Below are 23389 nucleotides of genomic sequence, written 5' to 3' on the forward strand. Positions count from 1 at the left end.
GCACGCCGTCGATGTTCGACAGATTGTCGCCGGCCCTGGAGTCGTTGACGACCACGTCGACGTCATCGCCGGCCGTGATGCGGTCGATGGTAACGGCGAGCGAAGACAGCGCCGGATCGGCGGAGCGGTCGTGCAATGTGATGTCGAGCACCGCATCGCCGCCCGCATCGGCGGTAAGATGGACCTCTTTCAAGGTGGGCGTCTGGCCCTTGTCGACCGCATGAGTGATGCGGATGAGTTCGACCATCAGCGCCTTGCGCGGCTGCCCTCCGGCGGCATTCTGGTCACCAATATTGCCGGATGCGTCGACGTCGAGCGTGTTGGTGCGGATCAGGCCTTCGTCATAAGGATGCCCGCTGGCCGGATGCGTGTTCAGGTACAGGCCAGCGAGCGCCGCCTGCTGATCGACGAGGTTGAGTTCGTCGACGAAGATGTTGCCGCGCTGGTTCTCGATCTTGGTGAAGCCCAGCGTGTTCTCGATGCCGCGGTAGAGCAGTATGTCGCTGTTCGGCACGCCGGCCGCTGCGAGGTTGATGATCCTCACGTCGGTCTGAGGATGCCGCAGGTTCACGTCGAATTCGAAGGTGGGCGTTGCCGGTGTTACCCCGTCGGCCCGCTTTGTCGGATCGTCCGGATTCAGAGAGATGTTGTTGTCGGCTGGATTGTTGCCGGTATCGCCGTAGATGGTGTCGACCTTGATGTCGACGACCGAAGACCCGTCGAGCGTGTCGATGTGGTTGACCACCAGGTCGAATTTCGACGAGTTCGTGATCTTCACCGAATCCCAGGTGCGTTGGCTGTCGACCAGCCCGTGATTGCCCCAGATTCGGCCGTTTTCTCCAGAGATTGCATTGGCATAGAAGGTCAGCTTGCCAGCCGAGTCATAGACGATATCGTCGATGATGACCTGCGGATTTAGAGCGTTGGACGCAACCAGCGTGTCGCCGATCGTCTTGCCGGCATTGACGCCCAGGAAATTGATGTTGGCGATTTTGGTGATGACGCCGTCCTTGTCGATCTCCAGCTCGGGATTGGGCTCGCCGAGCAGGATGACATGCGCCTCCCAGAAGATGTCACGGTTGCGGTCGGTGGATTCGCTTCCGCCCCTATGAGCAGGGCCGATATAGAAGCCGCCGGGACTCCGGTCGCGCGTATTGCTGAAATTGTAATCGAGCGCGTTGACGTCGACCGTCGTGGCCTTGAGCACGGCCTCCCAGAAGCCCTCGATTTTGGCGTTGTTGGTCACCTCATCGGTCGCGTTTGCGGTCGTCGAGCCGCCGATCGCATAGAGCTTCGCTCTTGCCGTCGCGCGGTTGTCCGTGCCGGAGTAGAGCGACTGGATAAGGATGGACTCGTTGGCGAGCACGAATGAGCTATGCTGGAGAACAACTTCGTTGCTGCCGCTGATCCTCGCTGTCGAGTTGGCGACCGCAGAGCCGCCGGCGCCGCCGGCAGTCGTGTTGGTGTTGGCGTTGGCGCGGTTGCGGACGATCTCCGAATTCACCGTCACGGTCGTGCCGACGAGGTCGGCGTTGCCCTGAAGGATGATTTCAGCGCCCTTGTAACCAACCGCGGCCTGCACTTGTGCGGTCGCACTCACATTGGTACTGGCCCCGAGGCCGCCGCCATAGGCTTCAGCATGCGCGGTCGCGTTGTTGTCAACCTTGTTGTCGACAACCAGGGCATGGCCGGCCTTAAGGTCGCCATTGATCTGCTGCTTCATGCCGAAGCTCAACGTCGACGTCGCAGTCCCGTCGCTTGACGCGCCCAGGCCGCCGCTCGATGTCTGCGCCTCCGAAGAGACATAGGACTTGGTAATGCCCCTGACCGTCAGGTCATGAAGCGCCTCGATGCTGGCGTCAGAACCGATGACAATGTCGCTCTTGTTGACGCCGGTGGCCGTAGCCTGGGCCCCTTCGAGCGAGATGCCGCCGCCGCCACCGCCGTCCGCGGTGGCGACCGATCCCATCCGGCTGTCGGTCTGAAGCAGGACATTGGCGCCCTTCAGCATTGCGCCGGCGTTCACCGTCAGGTTTGTCGACACCGTCTGAGAAGAGGAAGTATTCGAGTCCTTGTTGTTCCAGGCGCCGCCGGACGAGCCGCCGGCCGAACCGGTGACCACGCCATCGGCCGAGGTCGGCACGTTGAAGCCGGCTGCACCGCCGACACCGTCGAACAGGCCGGAAATCGAATTGCTTGTGATGTTGTAGACCAGAGTCTGGCCCGAGGCAGGACCTGAGTCCTGCAGATCGACGCCTTCCTTGACCAACCTATGCGTGCCGGTGCTGCTATTGCCGTTGAGATTCAGCGCGACCGGTGTGCCGTTGAGGCTGGTCGACAGCTTGTATCCGGCGGCATCCTTCTGAACCACGTAGTAAGCTTGACCCGAGTTCAGGTTGCTGAGCGTCTGCTCGCCCACGCCGATGAGCGAATTGTCAGTGAAAGTGTTCGAGAAGGCCAGGTTCTTGACGACCGGCGCGACATAGAAGTCGTCACTGGTATCACCGGGGGTGCCGGCGTTGTTGATGAAACCAACCGTATCGCCAGGATTGTCAGCCAGCCGAATGAAGTTGGCGTCAAAATTATATGCCACGCCGACGGCGCCGGTATAGCTGCCGCCGTTGATGACATAATATGTATGGCCGCTGACCAGCCCGGCTATTCCTGAGCCAGTATAGATCACCGCCTGGCCGTTCGAGAATCCGTGGCTGGGCAGATAGATGCGGCCGACATTGGAGTTGTCCTGGCTCACGGAGAACTCGTTGGCGTCGGTCGCCGGATTGTCGAGCGTGACATTGGCGTCGACGAATGCCGGAATGAACGTGCGAGGCTGCGCCGGGCGATACGTCACCACGTCGCCGTTGTTGAAAGGCGTGCTCGCGTCGAGAATCTTGTCGTTCGCGTCGTCGATCATGCCGCGCGTAAATGTGTCCGACACCTCCACGAAACCGATCGTCTGCAGCTTGATCGTGTTTTCGTCGATGACCTTGACCTGATACGTCGTGCCGTTCGACAGGCCGTCGATTACGTCGCCTGCGTTCGAGTTGTAGATCAGCTGGTCACCGTCCACGAAGGTGTGGTTGGGGATCGTGATCGTGTCATATTCCGCGTTGACGGCGCTCGAGCCGAACCTGGCGCCGAGCTGCACAGTATTCCCGTCGCGCACGACGACGGTGTATTCCTTGTTCTGGACAAGACCGCCTGTGGTGGCGCCCGTCCAGGTGATCGTCGCGCTGTCGCTCAATTTGTGTGGCTTGCCGAAGTCGATGAAATTGCCGGCGTCGTTGGACCCTGCAACCGTGCCGTCCGACACGTCGCCGCCGTTGGCGCCGTGCTGGGCGATCATCTCGATGTTGCCCTGCGCTTCGACGCGTTCGGAATCGCCGATCACGAAATTCACCGTGCCGGTCGCCGAAGCACTTGTCGTCACCGAGCTATCGCTGATGAACCCGCCACCGCTGACGCGGCCCGCCGAGTCGGCGTCCGTAACAAGGTTGGCCGTACCTTTGATGTTACCGCCAACGCGCATGACGCTACCGACGCCGGCAAAGGTCAGGTTCATCGTATGCACGGTCGTCGAATCCGCGCTGCCGGATGCGAAATTGGCGAGGCCGCCGCCGTCCGACGACATGGTCGAAGTGGTCGTGGCAAGCGCTACGGCATCGACATTGATGTTGTTGGCGGCACTGTTCGTATCGTCATCCACATCGCCGCGGAACTTCACCGTGGTCGAACCGCCGGCCGTCACGTTCACATCGACCGAGGATACCCGGACAATGCCGCCGCTAGCCGTGGAACCACCGCCGAAGGCCTCGTTGCCATGACGGCCGGCGATGTTGATATCGCCGGATGCGGAGGTCAGCGACAGGCCCTCGTCGATGTCGAGGTTCAGGGTTGAACTGGCATCGGCATTGACCTGCGTACTATCGACAGCCGCCAGGCCGCCGGTAACGTTATTGGCAGATGCGACTGCGCCGCGCGGCGTGGCTGCCGAGACTCGCAGGAAATTGGCGCCGTCGTGGTTCAGAAGGGCGGCTATGTTGACGCTGTTCTCAGCGTGGATCGAGCCGCCCTGCCCGCTGGTAAAGTCGATGGAGGCGTCGAAATCCGAGAAGGTATTGGAGTTGGAAATGGCAATTGCGCCGGCGGTCAGCGAAGTCGCAGCGCTGATCGAGTTGCCGACCAGCTTTGCCTGCATGTCGAAGCCAGCAGCCGAAGTCACATCGACATTGCCGCCGATCCGTCCGATGACCTGAGACTGGTTGGTCGCCCGTGTGATGACGTCGCCAATCGACGCGCCGACACTGAGCGTTGTCGCCTTCGCAGTGGAACTGACATTCGACGTCAGGTCGGCATCGAGGTCGATGCCGCCCGAGGTGGTGATGATCTTTGTCGTGCCCTGCGAAGCATCGCTTGCCTCGGCGCCGATGCGGATTTCCGCGCCGCCGGTATCCTTCGAAGTCACGTCCAGCGCCGTGACCGAGGCCAGACCGGCAACGCCGGTGCCCAGCGCCGCCGCAGCGGCGGTGTGGTGGCCTTCCGCCAGGAGCCTGACGCTCGTCGCGGAGAGTTCGCCGTCCTCGCCGATATAAGCGCGGGTATCGCTGTCGATCCAGGTCGTGACGGTTGTCGACGCAAAGGCGATACCGCCGGCGATGCCGACGCCCTTGGATTGTGGCGCCGAGGTGGACGTGCCCGTCGCGGTCATGGACAGCGCGCCGCTCAGCGTCACGTCCGCGCCGTCGGCCACGAACACTTCGGTGTCATGCGCGGCCTTGGCGGTGATCGTGGTGCTCGTAATAGCAGCAAGGCCAGCGGCCTTGAAGCTGGTCACATCGGCATTGACAGTCGTATTGGAGGTCGCGTTCAGTGTTACATCGCCCGCGGTCACCTTGGCGCTGTCGCCGATATAGGACCGGGTACGTGAGGATTGCCCGGTTCCGTCGCCGATCGTAGCGATTGCCGTGATGTCGCTGGCCGAAACGCCCAGCGATCCCGAGGCAGCGTTGACGACCGCATTGGCCATCGACGCGCCGGTCGCGGTCGTGGCGATACCGGTCAGGGCAGCACCGCCGAGATCGATGATCGAATCGTGGCCGACGAAGGTTTCGGTAATCCGACTGGCGGTCGCACGGGCTTCGAGGTCGTTGACATCGGCGAGCCCACCGAAACTGGTGGCGGTGACAGTCGAATTGGCCGCGGCGGTTGCTTCCGTCGCGGTGAGATTGACGGTTCCTGCCGTCAGGTCGGTGTATTTGCCGACATAGGCGCGGGTCTTGCCCTGCATGTCGGAGACAGCGGTGGTGATCGACACGCCGACCAGACCGGCGATGCTGAAGCCTTCGGTGACGGCGCGCGCCTCCGTTCTGCCGGTGGCGACCGCGTCAATGCGGCCACGCGACAGCCCGTCCTGGCTCAGTATGTCGATGTTCACAATAGAAGTTTCGGAGGCATCGTCGTTGCGGCCGACATAGGTTTCGACGTCGTTGGAGGTCAGCGCGGTGGGCGAGAGGCCGGAAACGGATGCAAGACCGGACACTGTGACGTTGAAGAGCTTGGCATCGGCCAGCGCATCCCCATCGGCCGTCAGGTTCAGGTCCGTCACGCGCAGGTCCGCGCCGTCGCCGGCATAGGCCCGCGTCTTGCCGCCGGCGATGGCTGTTGGCTTGTAAAGTCCGACGGTGACGCCGAGCGCGCCGCCGCCGCCTTCGGTGCGGGCGATCGCGTCGATGTCGCCGCGCGCCGAAATGTCGACGGCGTCAGCTCCGCCGGTCACCTTGACCACGGCGTTCGGGTCGCCGCCGGCGCTCACGCCGTCTGCTGCGCCAATATAGGCTTCGATGATGCCGCTGGTTTGCGCAACGGCCTCGAGATCCTGCACGGTGCCGACGAGCGAGACGCCGACGCTGTTGGCTTTCGCCTCGGCCTTGTTGACAACCCTGTCCACGCCGCCAAGCTTGCCCGCACTGACGTCGAGCGTGCCTGCCAGCAGGTTCACGCCGTCTCGCACGAAGGATGACGTCTTGCCGCTGTCGGTGGCTGTCGGCTTGTAAAGGCCGACAGACAGAATCCCGCCCACGTCGACGCCCAGGAGATTTGCGACCGCATGCATGTCGCTGTCTGAAACGACAGTGATCGCACCGCCGCCCACATTGACGTCGGTCGTCACGTTCGCCGCAACCTGGCTGCTGCCGGCGCCGATAAAGGCTTCGACGACACCGTCTACGGTGGCGTTGGAGGTAACATCGCTGCCTGCGACCAATCCGCCCACCGCGATGCTCGCGCCCTGCACATCCGCCTTCATCTCAGGCGCGTCGGCAAGGATGGCCACGCCGCTTGCGTCGACATCGACGCCCTGGCCGATATAGGCTCGAACCGTGCCGGAAACGAAAGCGTTCTGTTCAAGCAGCGAGACCGTGGCGAGCCCGGAAATCCCGACATTCAAGATGTCGGGCGTCGCCAGCATGTTGCCGATCGCGGTGATGTTGACCTGACCGTCAATATCGACAACGCCGATGTCGGAGGACGGTGCGACGCCGGAAGCCGAACCGACATGTGCATCGACCTGGCCCGTCACCTTGGCGGTCGCCTTGATGTCCGAAACGCTGACCGCACCCGAGACGGCCACGGCCGTCGTATCGGAGTTGGCGTCATAATCGCCGTCCGCCTTGACGTCGAGCGAGGCGGCCCGGAGCGTGCCGCCCTGGCCGACAAAGGCGCGGGTCTTGCCGGCCACGTCGGACAATGTGTCGAAGACGCTGATGGTGGCGACGCCGCCCACATTGAGCGCAAAGCCGCCGTTGTCGATGCCGCCGGTCGCATTCATGTCCGACCAGGCGTTGACGGTTACCACACCGGTAATGTCAGTCATGCCGGTGCCACCGGTGACCGGACCGTTGAACGGCGCACCGATATAGGCCTCGACCGTTCCATCGACCAGCGCATTGGCCGTGAGAGTCGAGACGGACGCGAGGCCGCCGAGGCTCAGCATAAAGGTTGTTGCGGTTGCGTTGTACTGGACGCGATCCGCCGAATCGCCGGCCTCGATCTCAAGCGACGCGGCCTTCAGGGCAACGCCATCGCGCACATAGGCGCGGGTCTTGCCGCTCAGTTCAGCTTTCGGTTCGGCAATGTTGACGGTCAGGCCGAAGCTTGCGCCGACGAGGAACGTATCGGCGACCGCATCCATGGTCGCATCGGCATCAACGACGACGGCGCCGTCACCGGCGTCGCTGCCGGAGATGGTCAGTTGAGGCGCCAGGGTCGCGGAGGCACCACGATCATTGTGTGCGCCGATGAAGGCTTCGACTTCACCGGTCACCTTCGCGAGCGAAGACAGACCCGTGACCGAGGCGATGCCGCTGATCGTGCCGGATCTCACCGTTGCGGTCGCATCCATCACGTCGCCATGGGCCAGCACGTCGAGCCGGTCGGCGACGACCGTCGTGTTCTCGCCGACATAGGCGCGCACTGCGCCCGACACGTCCGCCGTAGGCAGCAACACGTTGACGGATACCCCGAACGACGCGCCGATGCCCTTGGCCTCGGCCGTCGCCGTCTGGCTGCCGTTCGCATCGATCAACAGGCGGCCGTCCACGCCGACCGCATCGGTGAGAGTGACGACAGTCGGGGCGCCACTGGCCGGTGTGACGCCTGCCTGCGTCCCGATGAACGCCTCGGTGCGGCTGTCGATCGTGGCGTCGGCGATAGTCACGTTTACCGCGATAGCACCGCCTATGGCGTAGAACTCGTTCAACGAATAGGCGCCGTCATGTGACACGGCCTTGACATCGAGGCCACCGGCCTTGACGGTCGCGCCTTCGCCCACATAGGCGAGAGTGTCGCCGACGACGCTCGCGGAGGACTTGGCGACGCTTGCGCCGCCCAGCAGGCCGAAGCCGGCCGCAAGACTGTCGGCCCGCGCCTCGTAAGTCGAATTCGCCAGCACATTGAGCTTGTGGGCGCCGATGTCCAGCACCGTCGTGGTCAAAGGTGCAGGGTTGAGCACCTCGGACGGGTTAAACGCCACATCGGCTATCAACCCCGCACGGATCAACTGATGGTTGGTGCCGCTGCCAAGGGAGGTCAGGTCGATCGCAATGCGGCCGTTGAGATTGTCCTGTTCCGCCAGCGGCTTGATGTTGTTGCCACCGTCGCGCAGGATTTCGGCCAGCATGATCCGCCCGTCGGAGCTCTGGAAGACATAGTACTGCTTGCCGCTGACGAGGCCGCCGATCGCGGTTCCGCCGCCAGCCGAGTAGGTGACGATCTCGGCGTCGCCCCACGCCGTTGCCGGCTGGTCGAGCTGGATGCTGTTGAGCCGTGTATCGACCACAAGCTGCTTGCTTGCACGCCGGCCGACGAAGGCTTCCGTCACGCGATTGACCTGCGCGTCCATGATCGCGGCCGCGCCGCCGATCCCGCCACCAACGGCGACGGAGTCGCCGTCAGGCAGCGCGTGAGACAGACTGTCCGCCGTCACATTGGTATCGCCGGAGGCACTGACTGTGGAATTGCCGTCGATATAGGCGCGCGTTGCGCCGCTGACGATCGCGGTCGCATCGACCACCGAAATCGCGATGCCGAGCGAGGCAGACAAGCCGAAGACTTCGGGGGTCGCTCTGTGGTTGCTATCGGCGTCGACATTGACTTGTCCGGCGGCGATGAGCGTCGAGCCGCTGGCGAAGGCGTCAACACGCGACGCAACGACTTCTTCAGCGACAACGCCTACCGCTGCCACACCAATGCCGGCGCCGATTGCAGCGGCATCGCTGCGGGTGATGAGATCGGCGTCAAGCTGCTGGCTATCCGCGTCAATCAACAGATTGCCGAGGCCGGATTGTACCGTGCTGCCTTCGACGGACGCCGTGGTAACCGACGCAATGTTGTTGCTGGCCAAGGCGACGCCAGCCGCGAACGAAGCCATGCCGACACTGAGTGAGAACACGTCGACATCGGCCTTTGCCTTAAGAAGGTCGTGGGCCTCGACTGTCAACAGGCCGTTCAACGCCCGCACGTCGGACTGGTTGCGAATGAAGGCTTCGGTTGTGCGCGTGACGGTGTTGCTTGCTTCCGCCCCTGCGCCAGCGGCCGCGCCGCCAAAACCGGCCGCCGCGGCAAGCGCATAGGCTTCGGGCGTGGCGATCAGCTCGCTTTCCGATTTCGCCTTAACATCGACGTCGCCACCAGTGGCTTGTACCTTGCTCTTCCAGATGCCGGCGCGAGTGGTGCCTTCGAGGGAATTGCTCGCACGTGCGGCTGAAATCGCCAGAGCGCCCGCCGCGAAACTCGCGGCCCCTGAAACGGTGGCGGCCGACGCGTCAGCCGTGCTTTTGATGGAATCAGTGGCGCTGAGAAGCACATCGTTGCCGGCGGTCGCACCCTGGCCTTCAGCGGCCTCGCTGTCGCCGATTTCCGCAATGACGTCCTGGCCGATGACGTTGGTGATAATGACGCCCGCGCCGGCGCCCGAAAGCGAGAAGCCGACCGCGGCGGAAAGCGACACAGAGACACCTACGCCATTGGCGTCGATCGTGCCATCGGCCAAGGAAGTGAGTGTAATATCGGTTCCGGCGTCAACGTCGCTGTCGTTGATTTCGGTCTTGACCGTGCCGTCGATCGACGTGTTCGATTGCGCATAGGCGATCGAGAGCGCAATCCCTGCGCCGCCGCTGATTGCCCCGGCGACGCTGACCGAGTCGACATCGCTGGTGAACAGGGTTTCGTCGGTCGCGCTTAGGATCACCGACCCCAATGTCGCGTCGACATCCGAATCGGCGACAATCACTGCCGCGACAAGATTGGTCGAATTGATGATTGCAATCGCGCCCGCGGCCGCGATCGAACCCGAGACGCCGCCGGATGCGCCGAAGGATACGCCTACGGCAACCGCGTCCACATCGACGGATCCGGTTGAGAGCGCGGTGAGGCCGACATCGCCCGTTCGCGCGAGAACCTTCGATCCCGAGATCAGCGCCCGTGTGGTCGTGCCAAAATCCACTTGCGCGACGGAGACCGCGATCGACGCATTGACGGAAACAGCGCCCGCGCCGCCAATGCTGACGGAAGCCGCAACCAGGGTAGCATCCACGGCCGATTCATCGGTCGCCGTGGCGCTGACGGAGTTCGCCGCAACATTGGACCCGTCGACAATGCTGGCTTCGACCACATTGGTCAGAACAGCCGTCGCCAGGACCGCGCTGGCCGCGACATTGATGGACACGCCGCCAGCGCCGCCGACCGACACACCGACAGCTATGCCCTCGGCCTCAATCAGGTCGTCGGCGAAAGCATCGACCGTGACATTGCCTGACGTCGAAGTAACGGTGGAATCGTCAATGGTGGCCAGCAGGCTGCCGCTCATCGTGTTTTCGGCATAGGTGACCGACACGGTAACGTTGACCGAGGCCGCACCGGCACCGCCCGCAGATACGGTGACGGCCAGCAGTTCGGCCTTAATGCCCGCCCGATCCTCGGCATGGACAGTCACATTGCCGCCCGCGGTTGCCGTGCTTCCCACAATGCTGGCTTCGATGCCGTTGTTGATGTCGTTGAACGCCACCACGCCGGCACCGCTGACGTTGACGGAAACACCGCCCGCGCCGCCGGCGGCGATGCCGACCGCAATACCGGTCGCATGGATGGTCATTCCGCTGGCCGACCCGGCATCGTAGTTGGAGGCTGATACGGCAACCGCCCCGGCTGTATCAACGCTTGACGTTTCAATTGACGCGACCATCGAGTTCGCGATGACGACGTCGTCAGACGTGCTGCCAGTGAGCAGCAGATCGCGATTGGTGATGTTGCCGTCGCCATCAATGTCGAAGCTCGAACCGATCAGGTTCTTCAGCGCCGTCTTGTATGCAGCGCTCGGTTGTCCTGCTCCAAAGACGCTCAGATTGCCAAGAGCGTCGATCGCTTGATCGACGGTCAGATCGTCGGAGGGGACGTTATCCCCCAAAGTATCGGGATCTCCGTCAGGGCCGGGCTGATCGCCAATTACGCCGTCGTCGCCGATCTGAAGGTCATGCAATGCGGTCAGCACCGCCAGGCCCGCATGAATGTCGTGGAAATCGATGACGCCGTCGGCGTTCCAGTCGAAATCGGCACTCGCCGTCAAGGCATTGTTGGCATAGACGAATGCGCCGGCCACGTTGACCGACACCGCTCCGGCTCCGCCGGCAGTAACCGACGCCGACGCCAGGGTCGCCTCGATCGAGGACGTGTCCAGCGCGTTGACCCTAACGAAGCCGTTGGACGCGTGGTTGGCGTCGACATCGCTGCCGCCCTTGATGCTGGCTTCAGTTGCGCCGGCAATGATGTTGGTCGCCACAACGGCACTGAGGGCAACATTGACCGAAACGGCTCCAGCGCCGCCCGCCGCGACGCCCACCGCCACGCCGAGCGCTTCGATGGTCCTGTCCGCGATGGCGTCGACAGTCACTGCGCCATCCGTCGTGTTGACGGTCGAGCCGTCGATGGTCGCCAGCAAGCCGCCGCCTATGGTGTTTTCGGCTACCGTGGCGCTGATCGCAACGTTGACTGAGACGGCGCCTGCGCCGCCGGCAGCGATAGAGGCCGCCACGAGCACGGCCTTGATCCTTGCCTCGTCCGTTGCCGCGACCGAAACCGTACCGTGTGCAGTGACCGTGCTGTCGACGATACTTGCTTCTATGCCGGTGCTGATGCTGTTGGTGGCTACCGCGCCGGTGCCGGCGCCTTGAACCGACACACCGCCCGAGCCACCGGCCGAAATGGCCGCAGCCACAGCTGTCGCCGTAATGCCCATGCCTCGCGCAAGGGCGTCGTCGTAATTGGTCGCCGCAACGGTGACCGCGCCGGCGGAAGTGCTCACGGTGGAATCGTCGATCGTTGCCAGCAAGGCGCTATCGATAGTGTTTTCCGCCAGCGTGACCGCGACGGACACGGACACGGCAAGCCCGCTGCCGCCAGACACGCCGACCGCAGCTGAAACAAGCGTCGCCGAAATACTCGAAATGTCGGTCGCCAGCACATCGACATCGCCCACCGCCGTCATCGACGATCCGATGATGGAGGCTTCGACAGAATTGGTCGTGCTGTTGGCTGCGTAGGCACCCGAGCCGGCGCCAGAAATCGACACTCCGCCGCTGACGGCGACGCTGACGCTGATCGCCGCCGCCGTGGCGGAGATCAGCGTATCAGCCCGCGCTTCGACGGAAACCGCACCCATTGTATCGACGGCGGAATCATCGATCGTCGCCTTGAGGGTCGAGCCGATCTCGTTGTTGGCGACCGTTGCCGAGACCGAGAAAGCAACGCTGGCGCTGCCGCTGGCCGAAATTGATGCGGCAACCGACACGAGGGTGGCCTTGATCGACGATGTGTCGGTGGCGCTGACGCCGACAAGACCATGAGCGCCAATATTGCTGCCGGAGACAATGCCGGCAGTCAAAGAATTGGTCAGTATGTTTTCCGCAATGACCCCTGCAACAGCAACAGAGCCGGCGAAACTGCTGCCGAGGGCTACCGAGATGGCGACCGCGACAGCGATTGCGTCAATCGAGTTGTCGGCCGTCGCCGAAACCGTCACCCCGCCGGCCAACGCATCGACGTCGGAATCGAAGATCGTGGCGCCATAGACGCCGCCGATACTGTTGGTGGCGACGGTTACCGCGACCACGCCGGACAGGCCAACGCCGCTGGACGCCGAGACGCCGACGGCAGCCGCCACAATCTTGGCCTCGATCACCGAATCGTCTGACAAGGTGACCGATACGGCGCGTCCGGCTTCAACTGTCGAGCCGACGATTTCAGCCAGGACCTCGTTGGTCGTGGTGTTGGTGGCCGATGCGCCCGCGCCGGAGCCGGAAAGCGCCACGGTGCCGCTGCTGGCCGAGACCGAGACCGAGGCCGCGACAGCAACCGTCTTGATGGTGTTTTCGGTCGTCGCTTCGACCGTGACGTCGCTTGCTCCGCCACTGGCTGTGACGGTTGAACCGTCGATGGCGACGCGGCTGCTGCCCGAGATGGTGTTTTCCGCCAGAGCGACCGAAACCGCCAAGCCGACCCCGGCAATCCCGCCGGAAACTGCGACGGAGACCGACGCCGCGATGACGTCCGAGGTGATCGAGGAGGTATCCTCCAACGTCAGCGCCACCGAGCCGTCCGCCGTCACCGAACTCTGCGTGATCAGCGCCTCGGTCGATCCCATGATGGCATTCGTGGCCTTGGAGAAGGCCAACGCCGCCGAAATCGACGCGGAACTTCCCACCGACACCGCAATCGCCACACCCACCGACACCGCGTCGATGTCCTTGCTGTTTGTCGCGGTGATATCGACCGCGCCGCTCGCGTCGACAACGGAGCTCTCAATGGCCGCCAGGACGTCGCTGGATATGCTATTCGAGGCCAGCGCAACCGCCGCCGACATCGACAGCGTGACCGTGCCCGATCCCACCGCGACGGACGCTGTCACTGCCACCAGCGTGGCGTGAATGATTCCGGCGCTCGTCGCGCTGATGGTCAGCGGCCCGCCAATGGTCGCCGCCTGGCTCTCACCGGCATCAGCATCGAAGATGCCCGCCGTCGTCGAGCCGCCAATAACGTTCGACACCTGCGCGACGCCAAACGCTCCGGCCAGAGTTGCCGTGCCGGAACCGATCGAGATCGAAACCGAGACCGCGACCTGCAGGGCGGTGATCGACTTGGTGGAATCGGCCTCAATAGTGGCGCTTCCACCCGAGGTGAGGCTCGAGTCCACCACATGCGCGGCCACGATGTCGTTCACCGTGTTCGTGGCGACCGAAACGGCCGCGGTCAGCGAAACGGTCGCCGAACTGCCGCCAATGGATGCCGAGATCGCGGCCGTCGCCACATTGGCATTCACCGTCGCGGAGTCGGTGGCGAAGATGTCGGCATTGCCGTCCGCCTCGACCGACGAACCGCCGATGACGCCCGCCTCGATCGTATTCGAGATGGCGTTGTCGGCACCGGCCCCGGCGCCGGCGCCGGAAAGGGTGACGTTGCCGCCGCCGACACCGACGCCGATCGACGCCGCCACCGCTGTGGCGGTGATCGAACCGGTCGAGGAAGCGTCCGCGGTGAATTCGCCGCCGGCGGTGACGTTCGATCCGTTCTCGACCACTGCGCGGGTGATATTGGTGATGGAGTTCGTGGCGTCGATCGCCGATACAGTCAGCGTCGCCGACGCGCCGCTGCCGCCACTGACGCCGACCGATGCGGCGACCGATACGATCGTGGCGCTGATATCGGTCTGGTCGGCGGCGGTGAGCGTCACGTCGCCCGAAGCGCCGACATCTGCGGCGCGAATGATCGCAGACACCGAATTGTTGGTGACGTTCGAGGCGCCTGCGCCTGCGCCGGTCAACGAAACGCTGGCGCTGCCGGAGCCGACCGACACGCCCACCGAAGCGGCTGTAACAATGGCGTCGATCGACTTCGACGACGACGCCAGTATATCGACGTCGCCGGTAACCGTCGTGTCGACGTTGTCGATAATGGCTTCCGTCGTCGAAGCAATGGAATTTTGGGCAACCGACGCGCTGACCGTGCCGGCCACCGACACGCCGCTGCTGCCACCTGCCGCGACGCTCAGGCCGACGGAGGTCGCGTCGGCGTTGATGATGCCCGAATCCGTGGCGCTGACCAACAGGCCCGCACCGGCCGAGGCGCTTTGGGGATCGCCGCCGGCGTCATCGGTGATCGCGGCTTTGGTGGTCAAGGTTAGGTCGTTGGTCGTGGCTGCAATGTTCGCGCTGACCCCCACGGCGGCAGCCGAGGAAGAGTTGGAAACCGTCAGCGACACGCCGAAGGCTGTCGCATCTATGTTGCCGGTGCTGCCGGCCGTGACCGAAATCGCGCCTCCGGCGAACACCGAGCTGTCTTCCACCAAAGCGAGAGCGCTGCTGTTGATCTCGTTGATGGCGATCGCCAGGCCGAGACCTACGCCGACCTTGGCTCCACTGCCGCTGCCGACATTCAAGCTGATGCCGACTGCGCCAGCCGTGGCCGTGATGGTGGCGCTGTCGATCGCGGAAACCGTCACATCGCCGGTAGCGTTTACGATGCTAGGATCGATGCTCGCCGTGGTCGTGGACGTGATGTAATTTCCGGATCCCGAGCCGGCGCCAGCCAGCGACAGTGGACCGTTGCTGGTGTTCAGCGACCCGGAGATGCCGAGTGTGAAGGCACTGATGGTGCCGGTGGAGCTGGCCGTCACGTCGACATTCGCACCGCTCGCATTGACGTTCTGCAGCGTTGCCGTCGTCGTCTTGGTGATCTCGTTGTCGGCTGCAGCAGCACCCACGGCGATGGCGCCGAGATTGCCGCCGTTGGTGGAAACCGACAGAGCCCCTGTGCCGGCATCGGCGTTGATCTGGCTCGAATCCGTAGCCTCGACCGTTATGTTGCCCGTCGCCGTCAGACTCTTCGTTCCAGACGGATTCAGCACACCAGCCGTGGTCGTGGAGACGACGAAGTTGCCGGAGCCGGAGCCTGCGCCGCCCAGCGCATTGCCACCAGTCGAGACGGACGCCGAGCCGGCGATCGTCAGCGCATCGATGACAGCGCTGTTGTCGGCTGTAACCAACACATTGGCGGCCGAGATGGAGGTGTCCGTAGCCGTCGCCGAAATGGTCTGGGTGATGTCATTGACCGCGACCGACGCGCCGACGGAGCCTGCCGTTGTCCCGTTATTGGTCGAGACGGTTATAGCGACACCGCCGGAATCCGCGGTGATTGCCGAATCGTCGCTCGCTTCAAGCGTCAGGTCGCCGGTGGTCGAGACCGCGCTGCCGGCCCCGATATCGGCCAGCGCCTCCGTCTCGACCATGTTCACGGTCACCGCGCCAGCGCCGGAGAAATTGACGGAACTGTTCTTACCGGAACTGGACGAACTGGTGCTGACGACGCCGGCGACAGCGATCGTCACCGCATCGATGTCGACCTTGGCGTGTGAATCAAGGCTGACCCCGCCCCCGGCTGCGTTCAGCGTGTTGTCGCCGAGCGCGCTCGCCCAGACGAAATTATCGACCTCGTTGACAGTGACCGAGCCGGTGATTCCGGCGTCGCCGCCACCGAGGGTGATCGTCAGGCCGCCCGTGACGTTGGTCAGATTGGTCTCGCCGGCGCCGCGCAGCAGGATTCCCTGCGCCGCATTGGCCCCGGTATTGTCCGGATTGACCGCGACGCCATTGCCGATTGTGGCCTTGGTCTCGCCCTTCAGGACCGCAACGCCGACCGATGCCGCGATGCCCACCTTGGTGCCGCCGCCGGAGCTGCTGCTGCCGCCGGAGCCGCCGCCCTGGCCGCTATTGTCGCTGCCCAGCGAGCCGGACGCCGCGATTGCCAGCAGGAACACGTCGCCATAGCTGGTCGCGGTAACGGCAAGACCGCGGACGGATGCCGAGCCCTGATTGCCGTCACTGTCGAAGATTCCATCGTTCACAGAGGCGGTCTCGCCTCCGAGCGCGGTGATGGTGGACCCTGCGCCCACCGTTGCGGTGGTCTGGTCGAGGTCGACCACTATGCCGATAGAAACGCCGACCGCCGATCCGCTCAACGAGACGCCGAGCGAACCTGCATAGCTTTCGATCAACGTCTTGCTGTCCGCGGCGACGACAACCGAACCGTCGGCATCGATCGCTGCTGTGCCGGTAGTCGAAGCAGCATCCGTCGGGTCCCGCCCGACCAGCGCCCGCGTGGTGGTATCGTTGACGAGCACATTGAGCCCGCCGGCGCCCGAGGTGCTGTTGCCTGCCCCGGCATTGACGGTGAGCTGGAAAAAGTCCTCCGACGAGGTGGCGTCGACGGCGACGTTGCCGCCGGCGGTGACCGTGGTCGCCGCGCCGTTGCGCGTCGCGACCAGCGCTTCGGTCGTTTCGTTGAGTACGGTGACGTCAAGACCAATGCCGACGCCGCTGCCGCTCTTTTGCCCGGAGCCGATGGTGACGGCGATGCTGCCCGCGAAGTCGATGACGTTCACGTCGCTCGATGCCGTCACCGAGACGTCACCTGCCGACGCAGTAACCGTCGCTCCGGAGCCGATGCTCGCCCGAGTGGTCACGTCGAGGACGTTGATGACTGCCGAGCCGGCGCCGGTGTCGCCACCCGAGCCGATGGCCGCGCCGATCGCCAGATTGGTGACGTCGACGCCCGTATCCACTGCCTTGACGAAGGGCGAGACGATCTCAAGCGGCTTGAACGTGGTCAAGGCGCTCACGTCGACATTGCCGGTGTCCGCCGTGACCGTGGCGTCACTGCCGATCGTAGCCAGCGTCTCGACATCGAGGACGCCGATGGTGACCGCTGCGCCAACCGTCGTGTCGGAACCGCCGCCTCCGCCCCCGCCCCCACCACCGGAGATCCTCAGGGCACCGCCGCCGGCGATGTTCTGCATGCCGATGTCCTGGCGCGCGGTGACCGTGACATCGCCGTTGAGCGCCGTGACGGTTGCACCATCCGCGATGCTGGCGCTCACCGTGTTCGGATCGTCAGTCGCCGGTGAACCGAGGACGCTGAAGGCGACCGCGCCGGCGATGCCGAGGCTCGATTTGTCGCCGCCGGTTCCTTGCCCGCCGCCACCGGAACCGCCCTGGGTGGCCCCGCCGGTGCTGCTCTGCTGCGAGCCGGCTCCCGAGAGAGCCAGCGCCTTGAACGCATTCACCTCGCCGGCGCTGGTGCCAGCCTCGATGGTCACCGACCCTGCTGTCGTGGTGCCGTTGCCCAGCCGCGCTGTGGTGTCCATCAGCGCGACGTTGAACGCTACCGCGGCGCTCACATTGTCGGACGAGGACGAGCCTTTGGTGAAGGCGATGCTGACCGCTTCGGCCTGCGCGTCGGCGTCGCTGATCGCCTTGACCGACAGGTCGCCGCTGGCATCGATATCCACATCGTCCGCGATCTCAGCCGCGACCTTGGATACGATCACCGTTCCGCCGATCGACGCAGCGATCCTCAGCACGCCACCGGACGTCTGCGTGCCCGCCTGATTGGCGTTGGCGTTACCCTGCCCGCCCGGATTCGTCGTCTGGTTCTGCGACGTCTGGTTGGCGCTCGCCACCTGGGTCTGCGGGGTCGGTTCGGTCAGGCTGGAATTCGTCCTGGCATTCAGGAAACTGGTCTGCGAACCGGTCTGGTTCTGCGAAGTCTGGCCGCCGCTGTTGGCGTTCTTCTCGCCCTCGGCGCTGCCCGTCGCCAGCACCGTCGACGTGATCGTGCCCTTGGCCTCCACTTTCACATCGTCCGCTACCGCCGCGCCCGTCGAGACGCTGCGCTCAAGCCGCGCGCCAACGTCGTCCTCGGTCCACCCGAGCGCGATCGCTGCGCCGACGCCGGTACCGCCAGAGCCGGTCACTTCGGCATTGGCTTCGGTCGTCTGGCTGACAACATTGTCCGCCGTAATCGTCAGGTCGCCCTCGATTTCGATGGCCAGGCCCGCCAACACGCGCGCGTCGGTGTGGTTGTCGGAAACCCCCAGCGCGATAGCGCCGCCAACCGAAGTGCCGCCCTGGCCAGCGCCAGCGCCGGCGGTCGCCAGCGTGATCAAGCCGTGGCCACCGTCGGCATCGACCGTCAGGTCGTTCGCGGTCACCGTGGCCGAGCCTTTGATTTCGGCGAGCGTGTCGTAGCCGGCATAGCCGACGGCAAAGGAGAGGCCCACGCCCGTGGTCGTTCCCGTCGCCGCGGTCGCCGGAAACGCACGCGTCAGCGTATAGGTCGTCGTCTCGGCCTTGACGGCCGAGGCGCCAATGTCCGTGTCGGCATCGTCACCGTCCTGGGCGGTGATGGCTGCACCGTCGCCGAAAATGGCGCTGGTTTCGCCCTCGGCGACGTTGATCGCCACCGAACCCGCCACGCCGATCTTGCCCTTGCTGGCGCCCGATTTGGCGGTCGCGTCGGTCGAATGGCTGGTTTCGGTCAGCTTGTGGCCATCACCGGTGCCGGACGAGGTGATATCGATCGCCTCGCCCTTCAGGGCCTTCGCACGATCTTCGGCGAGCTTGATGTTTCCGCTGCCGTCAACGATGGCGAAATAGGTCGTGCCGTTGGTCAGGCCACCGATGTCCGTATCGCCGCCGCCACCGTTGGAATAGACGACCTCGTCACCGGTCACCACGCCGGGCGACGAGAACCGCGCTGCATCGGGATCGAAGGTGATGTCGTCGTCTTCCGCGGTATCGGGGCGCTGGAGCTTATGTGCGTCGCCGGAGCCGAGGCTGGTCAGGTCCACAGCAACACCGTTGTCGGCGTCATCCGCCGATGCTGCGAGTTGGATCAGGCCCTTCTCGCCCTTGATGACGAAATACTCTGCACCGCTCGTCAGTCCGCCGATGTCGCCGCCGCCCCCGTTGGAATAGACGACTTTCTCGCCGGTCTCGAGGCCGGGTTGCTCACCAACGAAAATGGTGTCGGCGTCGAGATCGATGGTGGGGAGCGCCTCGCTCTCGCGTTCGGCCATCCCTGCCTCGACGGTGACGCCGTCGCCGGTCACGGTGGCATGTTCGATCAAAGCATGGTTCTGGCTGTCCGAGGCGTTGACCGCAACGGCCGCGCCAATGGCGGTGGCGTTCGAGGTGGTCACGGACTTGCCGTCGGCGGTTGCCGCGGCATCGTGATTGGCGAGGCTCTTTACGGTGACGCCGCCCTCTGCAGCGACCGTGATCGGGGCTCCCGACACACCACCAATGACTGCACGCGAAGACGTGTCCTGCACAATGTTGATGCCGATGGCCGCCGCCACGCTGAGCGGGCCGGACGAAGTATTGGTGCCGGGCGAGGTAGCGTTCGCGCCGCTGGCATTGTTCGCTCCGGCGACCTGGGTATCGGTCTGGCTCTGGGCCGTGTTGCCGCCGTTGTCGCCTTCCTGCTTGGAGCCGGTTGCGCTCGCCTTGGAATCGGCACGGTTGGCCGCCCGGCTGGTCGCGGAAATGAGCACCGCGCCGCCCGCCGTGACGCTGCGTGCCAGGCCGGCGAGCAAACTGTCCTGCGCGATCGTCAGCGCGAGGCTCGCGCCAACCGCGGCCTTGGTGCCTTTGGCGGCGCCGCTGGCGGTAGAGGCCGCTTCGTTATCGTGCTCGGCGTTGACCGTCAGATCGCCCGTGATCGTCAGCGTCGATCCAGCCAGGATGTCGGCACTCGTGTCGTTGAGCGCGACCGCGGTCGCGACAACCGGAGTGACAGCCGTGCCGCCCGTCGCGCCGCCCTCGGCGGTGGCAAGAACGTCATGGATACCTTTCGCCGAAACGGTGATGTCGGCGGCGCCGGAAACCGCACCGGAAATACGGGCGACCGTGTCGTTGTCACCGACGCTGATCGCCACCGAAGCGCCGATGCCCGTCGAGTTGCCGCTGCCGTCGACGGTGGCCTTGGCGGAGGCCTCGGTGGCGGTAGCGGACTCCGCCGACACCGTCAGGTTGGCGCCGTTCAGATTGACGTTCGCGTTGCTCTCGACGAGCGCGGTGGTGATGGAGGTGACGACACTGAGGGCGAGCGAGCCGGCGAAGCCGGTCTTGCCGCCGTCGCCGACGCCAGACGTGGCCTCGGTCTTGTAGGTGCTGCCGGCATCGAGCGTCGACGTCAGCGCCACGTTCGGGGCTGTATAACTGCCTGTGCCGCCCAGGGAAACGAGCGTCTTGGGCGCGATGATGCCGATTGCAACGGCGACGCCTACGCCGGTGCCGCCGGATGGCGGCGGGTCCTGGGCTTCGCCGGTGTTGGACCCATCGGCGCTGGACGTGATGGTATCGGTGGTCGTCGCCGACAGCGTGATGTCGCCGGAACTTGTTATGGAGCCTGAAGTATCGCTGGAGATCTCCGTGACCGGCCTGTAGACGGTTACTGCCACAGCGCCTGCAAATTTGATGGAGCCCTCGGCGGTCTTCGCATTGTTGCTGTCGAGTTGCTGTTCGGACTGGTTTGCACCGCCATTCTCATCGCCACCACCCTTGGTCGAGATCGCCGAGGTTGTGATGGTGCTGGTGGTCGTCGCGGCGAACGCGACGGACGTCGGCGCAGTGGTGGCGCCGATCGATGCGGAGTCGCTGAACTTCACGCCGGTGGCGGCAACGACCACCGTCGCGGCCACGGTCGCGCCTGCGCCGCCTGCCGTTCCGTCCGCGACGTTCTCGATCTCGAACGTCGATGCGGCATCGATACTGACCGCACCGGCTGCGTCGATCGTGCTGCCGCCAAAAATCCCGACTTCGGACTTGGAAATCAGCGTAGTGACCGCGATCGCGGCGTCCAATTTGGCTTCGGTGTCGCTCGAATCCGCCTCGTCTGCAGCCGTGACGGTAACGTTCACGGCGGTGTCGAGATCGACCTTGCCCGTGGCCGAGATATGGGCGCTGGATGAGCCGTCGCCCAAGGTGATCGTGGCCTTAGGCAGTCCGACCACGATAGCGCCGCCGATGCTTCCGATCTGGCCCTGGCTGGGTGTGAGCGAAGAGGTAGCAGTTGCGCTCATCACGACGTCGCCCGCAGTAGCGGTCACACTGCCCGTGACGTTGATGGTGGCGTGCGGCGCCGCCAAATAGAGACCCTTGGTGAGTTCCGTCGGAATCAGGCCGTTGCCTTCGCCGACGGCCTCAAAGTTGACGGACGTGCCGGAGACCGACGCGCCCGCGTCGACATTGATCTCCTCGGCCTTGAAGTGGATCGCTCCAGCGGTCAGGGCGCCGGTCACGATGATGTTGTCGAGCCCATCCTCACCATCGACCGTCAGACTCGCCGAGCCGAGATTGATGGTGCCCTGGAAGGTGATCGCATCACCCTCAACGAAGGCGGCGATGAGGTTCCCCAAGTTGGCGCCAGCGAATACGTCCTCGCCCAAATATTCATTGAGAAGCGGGAAGAGACCCTGGTCGTTGCCGAGTTTGATCGTGACGGAATTGGTTGGTAGTTCGAACGATGTCTGCTCGAACGTCGGAATGCTTTGCGACGCGACGGTTACGGTCGACCCGCTCATCGTCACGACTGCATTGTCGGAAGCGGCGCTGAGGTCGATGGTGACGTTTGCGGCGTTGCCGAGGCTGACCGGCTCGAGGCCGGCATAGGTCAGCACCGCGCCGTCGCGCGTGATGGTACCGGAATGAGCGTCGTCGGCCTTGTAGACGATTGTGCCGGAATTGCCTTCCAGAACCATGCTGTCGAAGCCGCCGGCGCCGCCGTCCATGACACCGCTCATGACGCCGCCTGCGGAAACGAAAAAGGTGTCCTCGTTGTCGGCCGAACCCCGAAGGTTCTCGACCTCAACGAAGGACACCCCTGAAACACTGCCCGAATCCCGTCCGGTTATGTTCCAGGTGGTGTCTGCCGGAGGGCCGGTCACCGCGTCGCCGCCCGCGCCGCCGCTCAGCAGGATCTTGCCGGCGAGCGCCGTCTCGAAGTCGTCGTGGACGAAAGTGTCGTCGCCCGCGCCTGCGTCAATCGTAAGCTTAACGTCCGGGTGCAGGAAATTGTAGGTAAGCGCGCCGCCGGCGCCGACCGCGTCGATGGTCGAGATACCGTCGCCCACGGTCCCGTTGTCGCCGATCCTGAGCGTCTGACCCTGCCCCGTCGCGTCCCGGAAGATGCGGTTACCGGCCGCGTTCCCATCCAAAACAGTGCCGACGCCGGTGAAGCCGATCGTCTGCGGTCCAGCCGCGCCGCTGACTGTGACCGCCCCGGCGCCGTCGCCGGTCATCGTCACTGTGACGTCTGTGAAGGACCCGCCCGCCAGCGCCAGCACATCGTCGCCGTCACCGCCTTCGAAGTCGATTTCGATCCCTTGCAGGAATTCCTTGGCGAAGTCGACCGTCAGCCGGTCGTTTGCAGCGGTGCCGACGACACGGATAAAGTTGATTTCCTGCGCGCTGCGGCTGTCGATCAGCATGCCGCTTCGGTCGTCGAAAACCTGAACGGCTTGGATAAGATTGTCGTACTTCAAAGAATAATGCGCGCCGCTCGCGTCGCCCATCATATCGACCCGGAAGGGGATTATGTCGGCCGAGAGCAGGAAGCGCGGCTCCAACGGCTCCAGCCTAAGACCGGGAAGATGACTTGTGGCAGAGTGCGGTTTCCGATTTGCCTTGCGCTTCCTGCCCCATCCGAGCAACCGCGCCCACATGCTTCTTCCGGCATTTCTCGATTCTTGCACCGTTTCCCGCGATGATGAAGAACCCACAGCGAATGGACGCAGCATCCCAAGCCCCCTCGGTAAGATACGGAATGTCACTTCCTTATCATGCCAATTCTCGTCGCGCCATGGGAAGAACATGAACTACATCTTTTTTTTACTTTTTTCGAAAGCGGATGAACGACGGTAAAGCTTCGGTAATATTAAGTAGTGACAATTAGAAGAAAATTAAACTTAGCCGGCTCGGAGAACCGGCGGTCGGCAGGATTTCGC

At 64.2% G+C, this 23389-nt stretch carries 1 protein-coding gene (only partly in view); it reads right to left on the bottom strand.

The window, feature by feature from the left end; genetic code table 11:
* Positions 1-23257, bottom strand: the 5' portion of a protein-coding gene (locus ABID26_RS12735) for an LEPR-XLL domain-containing protein (protein ID WP_354415648.1). It extends 13055 nt beyond the left edge of the window; only the first 23257 of its 36312 coding nucleotides appear in the window; its start codon is at positions 23255-23257; the stop codon falls past the left edge of the window.
* Between the last annotated feature and the right edge of the window lie 132 nt (positions 23258-23389).

The organism is Mesorhizobium shonense, from assembly GCF_040545255.1.
In the GTDB taxonomy this organism is placed as follows: Bacteria; Pseudomonadota; Alphaproteobacteria; order Rhizobiales; family Rhizobiaceae; genus Mesorhizobium; species Mesorhizobium shonense.